The organism is Pseudomonas sp. LBUM1647 (assembly GCF_059716175.1).
Map to the genome: position 1 here is coordinate 5,587,008 of NZ_CP166809.1, position 12,445 is coordinate 5,599,452.

Below are 12,445 nucleotides of genomic sequence, written 5' to 3' on the forward strand. Positions count from 1 at the left end.
AAGTGCGCCAGTATAAACAACTACGGCCCGCAAGCGGGCCGTAGAAGATGAAGCGATTAAGACTTTTCAGCTCAGTGCTTCAAGCACCTTGCCGGTGATCGCTTCAACCGAGCCGACGCCCGCAATGTGGCTGTACTTCGGCTTGCCATCAGTAGCAGCAGACAGCGTCTGGTAGAACTCGACCAGAGGCTTGGTCTGGGAATGGTAGACCGACAGGCGATGACGAACGGTTTCTTCGGTGTCGTCCTTGCGCTGCACCAGTGCTTCACCAGTGATGTCATCTTTGCCGGCGATTTTCGGCGGGTTGTAAACAGTGTGGTACACGCGGCCGCTGGCCTCGTGAACGCGACGACCAGCGATACGCTGAACGATTTCTTCGTCGTCGACGGCGATTTCGACCACGTGATCCAGCCCCACGCCGGCTTTCACCAGGGCTTCAGCCTGAGGAATGGTGCGCGGGAAACCGTCGAACAGGAAACCGTTGGCGCAATCCGCCTGACTGATGCGTTCCTTGACCAGGTTGATGATCAGGTCATCGGAAACCAGACCACCGCTGTCCATGATGCTCTTGGCGATCAGGCCCAGCTCGGTGCCGGCCTTGACCGCGGCACGCAGCATGTCGCCGGTGGAGATTTGCGGGATACCGAATTTTTCGGTGATGAACTTAGCCTGAGTACCTTTACCGGCCCCGGGAGCTCCCAGCAGAATGACGCGCATCGATGTGCTCCTCAATTTTTTATATAGATAACGTCAGATTCGCCTCGTGGGGCCAATCTCAAAAAAAGGGTCGTGACCGCCCAAACGGTCAAAGGCTGATCAAGATACACAGCAGGCCCGGAGCACACAAGCCGCCGAAAGTCGGAGAAACCCGCGCCTGATGTGGCCTTTCGTCGGGGTAACCCTAGTCGCAACCCCATCACTAACTGTCGCCTGGCAGCACTTTTCAACCCCTCGTCCACAGGCAACTCGACGCTCGCGCCGAGTGCCTTGCCCCACGACGAAAACCTTAGCCGGTATTACGCAAACCGGCGGCAATCCCCGCCACAGACACCAGCAGCGCCTGTTCTACCGGGCTGCCCTGCGCCACTTCCTGTTGTCGCGAACGCGCCAACAACTCAGCCTGCAATAGATGAAGAGGGTCGAGGTAAGTGTTGCGCAAGCGGATGAATTCAAGCGTGGCTGGGCTATGTGCCAGTAGCTGCGACTGACCAGTCAACCCAAGGACCACTGAGCAGGCCTGCGACAATAGGTCGCGTAAATGCGCACCCAAAGGGAGCAGATCCGGCTCGACCAAGCGCTCATCGTAAGACCGGGCGATATCGGCATCGGCCTTGGCCAACACCATTTCCAGCATATCGATGCGCGTGCGGAAGAACGGCCACTGCTCGCGCATCTGCCCCAGCAGCTCGCCTTCGCCGCGCTCCAGCGCCTTGCTCAACGCTGCTTCCCAGCCGAGCCACGCCGGCAACATCAGTCGCGTTTGGGTCCAGCCGAAGATCCACGGGATCGCCCGCAGGCTTTCAATCCCGCCGGCGCGGCGCTTGGCCGGGCGACTGCCCAGCGGCAAGCGTCCCAGTTCCTGCTCCGGCGTGGACTGGCGGAAATACTCGACGAACTGAGGATTTTCCCGCACCACGACGCGATAAGCGCTGACACCGTCAGCGGCCAATTCGTCCATCAGATTGCGCCAGGCAGGCTCCGGTGGTGGCGGCGGCAGCAAGGTCGCTTCCAATACCGCTGCCAGGTACAGGTTGAGGTTCTGCTCGGCGATGTCCGGCAGGCCAAATTTGAAACGAATCATTTCCCCCTGCTCGGTGGTACGGAAACGCCCCGCCACCGAACCCGGCGGCTGCGACAGAATCGCCGCGTGTGCCGGACCGCCGCCGCGCCCCACGGTGCCACCGCGACCGTGGAACAACAGCAGTTCCACTTGCTGCTCGCGGCAGATGTCGACCAAGCGCTCCTGCGCCCGATACTGCGCCCAGGCCGCTGCCGTCGTGCCGGCGTCCTTGGCCGAGTCGGAGTAGCCGATCATCACTTCCTGCGGCCCTTGCAGGCGCGAGCGATAACCGGGCAGCAGCAACAGTTTTTCAATCACCGGGCCGGCGTTGTCGAGGTCGGCAAGGGTCTCGAACAGCGGCACCACGCGCATCGGCCGCAACACGCCAGACTCTTTGAGCAGCAGTTGCACGGCCAACACATCGGAAGCGGCGCCGGCCATGGAGATCACATACGAACCGAGCGAAGCACCCGGTGCGGCAGCGATTTCCCGGCAGGTCGCCAACACTTCGGCGGTGTCGGCCGATGGCTTGAAGTAGGCCGGCAACAACGGCCGGCGGTTGTTCAGTTCGCGCATCAGGAAAGCGATGCGCTCTTCCTCGCTCCAGTCCTCGTAGCGCCCAAGGCCCAGGTAATCGGTGATCTCGTTCATGGCCGCGGTATGTCGCGTCGAGTCTTGACGCACATCGAGCCGTACCAGGAACAGTCCGAACGTCACCGCCCGGCGCAGGCAATCGAGCAGCGGCCCATCAGCAATCACGCCCATGCCGCACTCATGCAGCGAGTGGAAGCACAGCTCCAGCGGATCGAGCAGCTCGCGGTTGTTTTGCAACACATCGGCGGGTGCCGGCGTGGTCTTCGTCAAGGAGGCGTGAGCCCAGTTACGCGTCGCGCGCAGGCGTTCACGCAGCTGTTTAAGCACCGCACGGTAAGGTTCGGCGCTGTCCCCGGCCTTGGCCTTCAAGTCGTCGCTGGCCTGCTGCATCGACAACTCGGCCGCCAAGTGATCGACATCGCGCAGGTACAAGTCCGCGGCCATCCACCGCGCCAGCAGCAAGACTTCACGGGTCACGGCAGCGGTCACGTTGGGGTTGCCATCGCGGTCACCGCCCATCCACGAGGCAAAGCGAATCGGCGCGGCCTCCAGTGGGAGGTGCAGGCCAGTGGCGTCATGCAGGGCTTTATCGGCCTTGCGCAAATAGTTGGGGATCGCCTGCCACAGCGAATGCTCGATCACCGCGAAGCCCCACTTGGCCTCATCCACGGGGGTTGGGCGGGTGCGGCGGATTTCTTCGGTGTGCCAGGCTTCGGCGATCAGGCGCTGCAACTTCGTGTGGATCTGCTCGCGTTCGGCAGTGGTCAGGTCGCGATGGTCCTGTGCGGCCAGTTGAGCGGCAATTGCGTCGTATTTCTGGATCAGTGTGCGGCGCGCCACTTCGGTCGGGTGCGCGGTGAGGACCAACTCAATCTCCAGCCGTCCCAGTTGCCGGGCCAGGGATTCGGCGCCATGACCTTCAGCACTCAGGCGGGCGAGCAGTTCCGGCAGTACCCGCGCTTCGAACGGCGCAGGCTGTGACTCTTCGCGACGGTGAATCAGCTGATATTGCTCGGCGATATTGGCCAGGTTGAGAAACTGGTTGAACGCCCGCGCCACCGGCAGCAACTCTTCTTCGCTCAATTGGTTGAGGCTGGCGCTCAGTTCAGCGTCCATTGAACCGCGACGGTCGGCCTTGGCGCCTTTGCGGATCTGCTCGATCTTGTCGAGAAAGCCGTCCCCGTACTGTTCACGAATGGTGTTGCCCAACAGCTCACCCAACAGGTGAACATCCTCGCGCAAGCGTGCATCAATATCGGTCATCAGCAGTTCTCCAGCGAAAATCCGGGTGACTTGGTGTCCATGCTCTTGAGTTAGAGAGTGCCGCTGTAAAGCGGTTCTTACAAGCGGACGACGACGGGAATGCTGTTCGGCCGAGAAAGTTTGGGGATTGGGGTTGGTGGGTACATATCCGTTTCTGCGGTAACGGCCACTTGTGGTTTCGCTCTTACAGCGACTCACTTTTCCAATCGCCGAAAAGTAAGCAAAAGGCTTTGCCCCTCCATTCGGTGCCTCGCCTAGGCTCGGCATGCCCTCACTCCGGCATTGCTCCGGGGGCCCGCCGCCATCGGCCATCCATGGCCGGGGGCGGCTACCGCGGCATCCTTGCCGCGGTGCCCCCTGCGCAACGCCTGCGTTCGGCCTCTGGGAAAGGGGCAGAAGATCAAAATCAAAATCAAAATCAAAAGCCACAGCCACAGCCACAGCCACAGCCACAGCCACAGCAAGATCAAAAAATCGCAGCCTCGTTTCACTCGACAGCTCCTACAGAAAGGAGGCGGTGTACGCACGCTCCTCACCACTCAACGGGCCGAGCGTTAGCTCGCCTGCAGCTTTTGATCTTGATGCACCGCCCCCTCGAGAGGCTTCGTTCCGGTTCTGCGCAGTGGGCAACCCGGCACGGATGCCGGGTTAGCCGCCCCCGGCCATGGATGGCCGATGGCGGCGGGCCCACGGAGCAGGACCGGAACGAGGGCATGCCGAGCCTAGGCGAGGCACCGAACGAAAAGGGCAAGAACCCTTTGGTTACTTTGGGGTTCTTTTCCAAAGTGACTCGCTGTAAAAGCGAAACCGCCAGTCGCCATGACCGAAGAAACGGATATACACCCAATCCCCCCAACGGCATTAGACGACGAAGGGACTTTAAACCTTGTGCGTTAAAGCTAGTCTGAAGAGTAAGCCGTACAACGGCTGTCGCCGGCGATTGCCGGACACTGACACTGCCTGCCACGAGCAGGTGCGCATTGAGGTCACTATGAAAATCCGCGAGCTTGCCCATCACTGGGAAGAAAACGCCAAGGGTCGCCTGACCGACACCGGATACTCGATTCATCTGGATGTGGAGGCCGCCGCACGGCTGGCGGCCATTATCGATATGTACCCCAAACGGCAGCCCGAAGAACTGCTCGGCGAGCTGATCGGCGCCGCCCTGGAGGAGCTCGAAAAAAGCTTTCCGTACGTGAAGGGCTCGACCGTCGTAGCCACCGACGAAGAAGGTGATCCGCTGTACGAAGACGTCGGTCCGACTCCGCGTTTTCTCGCATTGTCCCGTCGTCATTTGCACGATTTGTCGGCCGTCGACGACAAACAGAAACACTGATTACCACGCTTCTTCCCCCTCCAAAAATGCGTATTCCCGGGCCCGTTCAGGACCGGGAATACGGCTGCTCGCGGTGAAAATTACCGGTTTAGAGCCTTGTCCGCCCGGTCAAAGTTTTTTCGCGCGATGGGCCATATTCTCTGAACTTTCGAAAAACGCCTCGGGTCACACCCATTAACCACGCCTGGGACGGCCGTTTTAAAACACCCCCGGAAATTGAAGGTTGCGGCTCCTTGCCCAGGATGGATTTTTTAGTTTTTCAGGAGTTATTCCAATGGAGTTGAAGACCATGAAAACCCGAACTGCCAAATCCTCGTTCCCCCCTCTGCGTAGCCTGAAACTGGCTGCACTGGCCATCGGCAGCAGCTTCGTTCTTGCCGGTTGTGCCGGTAACCCGCCAAGCGAGCAATTTGCCGTGACGGAATCGGCGGTCAACAGCGCCGTCAGTGCCGGCGGTACCGAATTCGCGGCAGTGGAAATGAAATCCGCGCAGGACAAGCTCAAACAAGCCGAAATCGCCATGCACGACAAAAAGTATGCCGAAGCCAAAGTCCTGGCCGAACAGGCCGAGTGGGACGCTCGCGTGGCTGAGCGCAAAGCCCAGGCTATCAAAGCTGAACAGGCTGTGAAGGACTCTCAGAAAGGTGTTCAAGAACTGCGTCAGGAAAGCCAGCGCACCGTGCAGTAAGCGGCGCGGCACGACGTACTTCTTACTCGACTAAAAGGACGAAACCACCATGCGTAAACAATTGATGATCCCTGCCCTGCTGGCCGCAAGCGTTGCACTGGCTGCCTGCTCCACGCCGCCGAACGCGAACCTGGAACAGGCCCGTAGCAACTACACCGGCCTGCAAACCAACCCGCAAGCCAGCAAAGTCGCGGCGCTGGAAACCAAAGAAGCCAGCGATTATCTGGACAAGGCCAACAAGGCTTACCAGGACAAAGAAGACCAGGCCAAGGTCGACCAACTGGCTTACCTGACCAATCAACGCGTTGAAGTGGCGAAGCAGACCATCGCCCTGCGCAACGCCGAAGCCAATCTGAAAAATGCTTCCGCGCAGCGTGCCCAGGCTCGTCTGGATGCCCGCGACGCGCAGATCAAACAATTGCAGGACAGCCTGAACGCCAAGCAGACCGATCGCGGTACCTTGGTGACGTTCGGTGATGTGTTGTTTGCCACTGACAGGGCTGATCTGAAGTCCAGCGGTCTGGTGAATATCAACAAACTGGCGCAATTCCTCTCGGAAAACCCTGATCGCAAAGTGATCGTTGAGGGCTACACCGACAGCACGGGCACCGCGAACCACAACCAGTCGCTGTCCGAGCGTCGTGCCGGTTCCGTGCGCACGGCGCTGGTGAAAATGGGCGTTGATCCCGCGCGTGTCGTGGCGCAGGGTTACGGCAAGGAATACCCGGTGGCCGAGAACAGCAGCGTCTCCGGTCGTGCGATGAACCGTCGGGTGGAAGTGACCATTTCCAACGACAACCAGCCGGTGATCCCGCGTTCGGCGGTCAGCTCGAACTAAGCATCGTCTGCTGAAACACAAAAGCCCCGCCTGAGTCGATCAGGCGGGGCTTTTGATCGCAGCCTCGTTTCACTCGACAGCTCCTACAGAAGCACGCGGTCTAATGTATGAGCTGTCGAGTGAAACGAGGCTGCGATCTTTTCGGGAGCGCTACGGTTGCAGCTTCTGCGGGGTTTCCTCGCCCATGCAGCGCACGGCTTTTTTCTTGTTGTTGACCAACACGCCGCTCAGGCCTTTCTGTTCGGTGTCGAACATCACCAGCACGCCATCGATGCACTGCGCGACTTGCGGCGCCGGTTCCAGGGAGACTTTGTAGTCTTCACCCGGCACAGTCTTGAGCATGGTGAAGTCGCTGAGCAGCAGCGCATCTTCGGGTTTGGCGAAGTGCAGGTAGCCGTAGAACCACAGGGCTCCGACGGTGCCGAGGATGCTGCAGATACCGGTGATGATCAGCGGGATGGCGTTACGTTCTTCACTCATTGCGGACTCTCTGGTGGTTCATCTTCAGAATTTTTCGGCGCCGGGTAATTCGGGACTTCGCCCAGGCGGCGCAGACCGTTGAAATGCTGCGGGTCATCGAGATAACGCAGCATGACTTTGCGCCAGACCGGGTCGGCGAACGTCTGCACATGACCGCCACGGGTCAGTTGCAGCACCCGCGGCGGCGGCGCAGCTTGATACAGACGGATGCCGTTGGAAAGGGGCACGATCGGATCATCGATGCTGTGGTAGATCAGTTTCGGTACGCCGTTGAGCTGCGCCATGGAGTTGATCGCGCTGTCTCCATCCGGCACCAGCCACGATAGCGGGACCTGGAACGTCCAGAACACCCAAGAGTTGCTCAACGCATAGCGACCGACACTGCGGTAACTGGCAGGCACGCCATCCATGACAAATGCCTTGAGCTGTTTCTGCCGCTCGGGATGCTGCACGAGGTAGTGAACGGCCATCGAGCCGCCGAGGCTCTGGCCCAGCAAGATCAGCGGCTTGCCCTTGACCTCCGGCGCCTGGTCGAGCCATTTGAATGCGGCATCGATGTCCTGATAAATCGCCGGCAGCGACGGCTCTCCCTCGGACAAACCGTAGCCGCGATAGTCCAGCAGCAGCACTTGATACCCTTCTTTCGGCAACCACCAACTCCCCCCAAGGTGCATGGGCAGGTTGCCGCCGTTACCGTGCAAATGCAGCACCGTGCCTTTGACTTCGACACCTTTTTTGGCCGGCAACCACCAGCCGTGCAGCTTGAGGCCGTCGGCGGTGGTCAGGGTGATGTCGCGGTATTCGAGTTTGGCTTTTTCCGGGGTAAACAGCTGGCCAGGCTCGGGGTAGAACAGCAGCGAGCTGCAGCCGCTCAAGGTCAGGAGAAGGCAGAAAAAGCCGAGGATTCTCATCCGATGAAACCTCGCAAGAAATGGAGTTGGAACACAATCCTGTGGGAAATAAATTACCTGTGGGAGCGAGCTTGCTCGCGATAGCGGTGGATCAGCCAGCATCTACGTTGAATGTTAAGCCGCCATCGCGAGCAAGCTCGCTCCCACATTGGGTTCGGGTGATCCTTAGAGGATATTGGAGTAATCCGCTTCGATCCGGTCCAGGCTCAGGTGATTGAGGAAGTTGGAGAAGCACATCCACGCCGACAGCGCGTTCAGGTCGCGGAACTGATCCGGCAAATACTTCGGTGGCACCACCAGCCCTTCATCCACCAACTGGCGCAAGGTCCGCATGTCTTCCAGCGTGGTCTTGCCGCAAAACAGCAGCGGTATCTGCTCAAGCTTGCCTTTACGCACGGCCAACTGAATGTAGTTGTAAACCATGATAAAGCCCTTGAGGTAGGACAAGTCTTTGGTAAATGGCAGACCTGTCGGCACCGAGCCACGGAAAACCCGACTGGCGTTGCCGTAGCTTTCCGCCATTTCAAAGCCTTGCTCGCGGAAGAACTCGAAGATCTGCAGGAAGTCCGCGCCCTCCTCCACCATGTGAATAGCGCGGGTGCGGTTGGTCAGTTTGCGCAGGCGGCTCGGGTACGAGGCGAAAGTGATGATTTCCATCAGGATCGCCAGGCCTTCCTGAGTCACCGTCGACGACGGCGGACCTTTGGAGAGGAAGGTGCAGATCGGCTGGTTCAGACCATTGAGCGTGGTCCCCACATGCACCAACCCTTCGTGGACTTCCAGAGCGCGCACGTCACGGTCGTTGAACATCGCGTCGGCGCGGATCTTGATGTAGTCGGCGCCAGCCGCCGCATCGGCGACGATCCCGTCGGACTCGAATACGCGAATGGTTTCCTCGGCCTCGCCGAATACCTTGTTCAAGCGGGTTTGCAGCAGGTGGACGGCTTCCTTGGCGGTGAGGATTTTCGGTTCGTCCTTCAGGTCGCCACGGCCATCGATGTTGTTCAGGTAATCCGAGAGCATCAGGCCCAGGTCGGAAAGGGTCGGATCGCCGGCGTGGAACGCGTCGGAAGCGGCACCGTAAAGCTCCTGTGAAATCAGCCCGAAATCCTCGGTGCCGCGCGCTTCGAGCATGCGCACCACCATCCGGTATTCCTTGCACATGCGGCGCATGATCTGGCCAACCGGGTTGAACTGTCCGAGCTGACGGGTGATGTCGCGTTCGATGTTCTGGAATTCCAGCTTCACCTTGTTGGAGTCGAACGCCAGCGGCCGGTTCAGGTAGTAATCGCGGTCCACCGCCGGCATTTCCTTGCCCTTGGCCTTGAGGAAACCATTGCGGATGTTGTCGTCCCACTTGACTGCATCGAGGACGCGAATCGGCGTCTGCGCCAGCACAATGCGATCGGACAACATGCGTATCGTCTGCTGGTAATCGTCCACCCGAAACTCCTGTAGAAAAACCGTTTACGTGCTGGGTTATTTGGCTTTGGCCAGGCGCTGATAGCGCACGGCCTCGACGAACACATCGGAATTGGCCGGGTCGTCAAGGTAGGCGAAGACCTGGTCCAGATTGGTGTTGATCAACACGCCGTCGCCGTCGTCGGTCTGGAAGCCTTCGCCGCTGAGGACTTTTTGCCTCAGGGCCTGGTTGATCTGCTCGAGGTCGAGGTTGTAGACCACCAGTTCATGTTTGTCGGTCAGTTCAAAACCGAAGAGAGTGAAGTGCCCGCCGAACTGCGCCGGCACCTTCGCCGACAGGTACCAGCGACTGCCATGGCGGGTCACCGTGAAGGGATAGGCTTCACGCTCCTTGGGTTTAGCCTTGAAGTAGCTGACGGCCTGATAGTGATTGTCGCCGAGGCGCGTCAGCTCCAGATTCAGCGGCTCGCCCCAGGCGTTGGTGCTGGTCCATTTGCCGAGCAACCCTTTAGGCGCGGGCTCGCTCGAGGGCAGCGGCTCCTTGAAGGTCACCAGACAGCCGCTGAGCAGCAGGAACGACAAGGCGATCACAACGACACGCCAGGCTTTCATTCAACACTCCCTTTGAACACACGCAGACCGTAGGAGCTGCCGAAGGCTGCGATCTTTTGATCTTGATCCTCTCGACACTGCTGCAAAGCAAGATCAAAAGATCGCAGCCTCCGGCAGCTCCTACAGGGGGGACCGGGGTTACACCGACGCCAAGACCAAATGCATGTAGCGAGTCAGGATGCCGAGCATTTCGGCTTCGGCGACAGGCTCGGCGTCGTTGAGCAGGCCCTGATATTCCATCCGTCCGATAATCGCCGTCAACACTTTGGCATCCTGTTGTGGCTCGCGGGAACCCAATACCTCGAAAAAATGGCAGGTGCCTTGCAGAAGAATTTGCTGATGCGAGCGCACCAACTCCGCCAGACGCGGGTTCAACAGGGCCTCCTGACGGAACGCCTGCTCGGCCATCAAGTGCTCGCGACGGTTGTGCAATTGGCGCTGCACGTAATCGGCGGTCAGCCGCGCGATATCGTCAGCCAGCTGTGAACGGGACTCGGGGCTGCCATCGCCATAAGCAACCATCTCGCGCAGCAAGCCTTCGTTGCTGGCCCACAGCTTGGCCATGAACGCCGCGCTGCGTTCCACGTATTGGGCAAAGGTATCGGTGAGCAGGTCATCGATATCCTTGAAATAGTAAGTGGTGGCCGACAGCGGCACACCGGCTTCGGCGGCCACCGCGCGGTGACGCACGGCCCGCACGCCATCGCGCACGACAATGCGCATCGCCGCATCGAGAATGTCCTGTCGACGCTGCTCACTGCCCTGTCGGCTGGCCTTGCGACCCTGGTACTGAACACTTTCAGCGACCGCAGTGGCGACGTCCGCTGCACCCTCTTGAGCAATTGCACGGTTCACGACAGGTATTCCTCTCTTACTTCAAAAGTAACCAATTGATACGTTTGTACCAGACAGGCAATAAAAAGCCGCCTGTTTTAGGCGGCTTTTTTATCGAAACACTTACGCTTGTGGCCGCATGTGCGGGAACAGGATCACGTCGCGGATCGACGGGGAGTTGGTCAGCAGCATCACCAGACGGTCGATGCCGATGCCTTCACCGGCGGTTGGCGGCATGCCGTACTCCAGCGCGCGAACGAAGTCGGCATCGTAATGCATGGCCTCATCGTCGCCGGCGTCCTTGTCAGCCACCTGCGCCATGAAGCGCTCCGCCTGGTCTTCCGCATCGTTCAACTCAGAGTAGGCGTTGGCGATTTCGCGGCCACCGATGAACAGTTCGAAACGGTCGGTGACGTTCGGGTTGTCGTCATTACGACGGGCCAGCGGCGACACTTCGAACGGGTATTGAGTGATGAAGTGCGGCTGCTCCAGCTTGTGCTCGACCAGCTCTTCGAAAATCATCACCTGCAATTTGCCCAGACCTTCGAAGCCCAGCACCTTGGCGCCGGCCTTCTTGGCGATGGCGCGGGCCTTGTCGATGTCGGTCAGGTCGTCAGCGGTCAGCTCAGGGTTGTACTTGAGGATCGAGTCGAACACCGACAGACGCACGAATGGTTCGCCGAAGTGGAACACTTTGTCACCGTAAGGCACGTCGGTGCTGCCCAGGACCAGCTGTGCCAGTTCGCGGAACAGCTCTTCGGTCAGGTCCATGTTGTCTTCGTAGTCGGCGTAAGCCTGGTAGAACTCCAACATGGTGAATTCAGGGTTGTGACGAGTCGAAACGCCTTCGTTACGGAAGTTGCGGTTGATCTCGAACACTTTTTCAAAACCACCGACTACCAGACGCTTGAGGTACAGCTCCGGCGCGATGCGCAGATACATGTCCATGTCCAGGGCGTTGTGGTGTGTTTCGAACGGCTTGGCCGCTGCACCGCCTGGAATGGTTTGCAGCATCGGTGTTTCGACTTCCAGGAAGTCTCGCTTCATCAGGAAGCTGCGGATGTGCGCGATGACTTGCGAACGCACGCGGAAAGTCTGGCGCACGTCTTCGTTGACGATCAGGTCAACGTAGCGCTGACGATAACGGGATTCGGTGTCGGTCAGGCCGTGGTGCTTGTCCGGCAGCGGGCGCAGGGATTTGGTCAGCAGGCGCACGCTGGTCATTTCGACGTACAGGTCGCCCTTGCCGGAACGGGCCAGGGTGCCTTCGGCGGCGATGATGTCGCCCAGGTCCCAGGTTTTCACCGCGGCCAGGGTTTCTTCGGACAGGGTTTTACGGTTGACGTAAACCTGGATGCGCCCGGACATGTCCTGGATCACCATGAACGAGCCACGGTTGAGCATGAGACGACCGGCAACCTTGACCGGAATTGCAGCCTCTGCCAGCTCTTCCTTGGTCTTGTCCGCGTACTGTTTCTGCAAGTCTTCGCAGTAGTTGTCGCGGCGGAAGTCGTTCGGGAAGGCATTGCCCTTGGCGCGCTCGGCAGCCAGCTTTTCCTTGCGCAGGGCGATCAGGGAGTTTTCTTCCTGTTGCAGGGCTTGCGGGTCGAGTTCTAGGTCGCTCATGTCTTTAAAAATTCCATCACAGGTTCGTTGCCCCCACCGATGGCAGGGGACTTAAGGTCTT

General features: G+C 59.4%; 11 protein-coding genes. 3 read left to right on the forward strand and 8 right to left on the reverse strand.

Features of this window, described 5'->3' with window-relative positions; all coding sequences use genetic code 11:
* Nucleotides 1-66 precede the first annotated feature (66 nt).
* Nucleotides 67-717 carry an adenylate kinase gene (gene adk, locus ACA059_RS25775; RefSeq protein ID WP_497631466.1) on the reverse strand — a complete coding sequence of 217 codons (651 nt, stop codon included), beginning with the start codon at nt 715-717 and terminating at the stop codon, nt 67-69.
* Nucleotides 718-1,006: 289 nt separating this feature from the next.
* A complete protein-coding gene (gene ppc / locus ACA059_RS25780) occupies nt 1,007-3,637 on the reverse strand; it encodes a phosphoenolpyruvate carboxylase (RefSeq protein WP_497631467.1) in 2,631 nt (876 codons plus the stop codon).
* A gap of 991 nt (nt 3,638-4,628) precedes the next feature.
* Here ppc and ACA059_RS25785 point away from each other — a divergent pair.
* The 3 genes from ACA059_RS25785 (at nt 4,629) to lptF (ending at nt 6,499) form a co-directional block, all read left to right on the forward strand.
* Nucleotides 4,629-4,973, forward strand: a complete 345-nt coding sequence (locus ACA059_RS25785) for a pilin assembly protein (protein ID WP_282482759.1) — start codon at nt 4,629-4,631, stop codon at nt 4,971-4,973.
* A 274-nt stretch (nt 4,974-5,247) separates the two neighbouring features.
* Nucleotides 5,248-5,661 carry a DUF4398 domain-containing protein gene (locus ACA059_RS25790; protein WP_415771159.1) on the forward strand — a complete coding sequence of 138 codons (414 nt, stop codon included), beginning with the start codon at nt 5,248-5,250 and terminating at the stop codon, nt 5,659-5,661.
* Between the two features lie 49 nt (nt 5,662-5,710).
* Nucleotides 5,711-6,499: a lipotoxin F family OmpA-related lipoprotein LptF gene (lptF, locus tag ACA059_RS25795; protein WP_497631468.1), complete on the forward strand. Its 789-nt coding sequence runs from the start codon at nt 5,711-5,713 to the stop codon at nt 6,497-6,499.
* Nucleotides 6,500-6,649: 150 nt separating this feature from the next.
* Here the strand turns inward: lptF and ACA059_RS25800 are convergent, their stop codons facing one another.
* From ACA059_RS25800 to lysS, 6 genes are all read right to left on the reverse strand, one after another.
* Nucleotides 6,650-6,979, reverse strand: a complete 330-nt coding sequence (locus tag ACA059_RS25800; RefSeq protein WP_033056344.1) for a PA3694 family proteiin — start codon at nt 6,977-6,979, stop codon at nt 6,650-6,652.
* Entirely contained in the window at nt 6,976-7,890 is a 915-nt protein-coding gene (locus tag ACA059_RS25805) for an alpha/beta hydrolase (RefSeq protein WP_497631469.1), read from the reverse strand. Before ACA059_RS25805 ends, ACA059_RS25800 begins: the two co-directional genes overlap by 4 nt.
* A 165-nt stretch (nt 7,891-8,055) precedes the next feature.
* Nucleotides 8,056-9,306 carry a flavohemoglobin expression-modulating QEGLA motif protein gene (locus ACA059_RS25810; RefSeq protein WP_497634731.1) on the reverse strand — a complete coding sequence of 417 codons (1,251 nt, stop codon included), beginning with the start codon at nt 9,304-9,306 and terminating at the stop codon, nt 8,056-8,058.
* Nucleotides 9,307-9,369: 63 nt separating this feature from the next.
* A complete protein-coding gene (locus ACA059_RS25815; RefSeq protein WP_497631470.1) occupies nt 9,370-9,924 on the reverse strand; it encodes a hypothetical protein in 555 nt (184 codons plus the stop codon).
* Between the two features lie 138 nt (nt 9,925-10,062).
* Nucleotides 10,063-10,779, reverse strand: coding sequence for a TetR/AcrR family transcriptional regulator (locus ACA059_RS25820; protein ID WP_046048164.1), 717 nt, complete (start codon nt 10,777-10,779; stop codon nt 10,063-10,065).
* 102 nt (nt 10,780-10,881) lie between these two features.
* Nucleotides 10,882-12,384 (reverse strand): lysine--tRNA ligase, encoded by a 1,503-nt coding sequence (gene lysS / locus ACA059_RS25825; protein ID WP_283183170.1) that lies wholly within the window; start codon nt 12,382-12,384, stop codon nt 10,882-10,884.
* Nucleotides 12,385-12,445 lie beyond the last annotated feature (61 nt).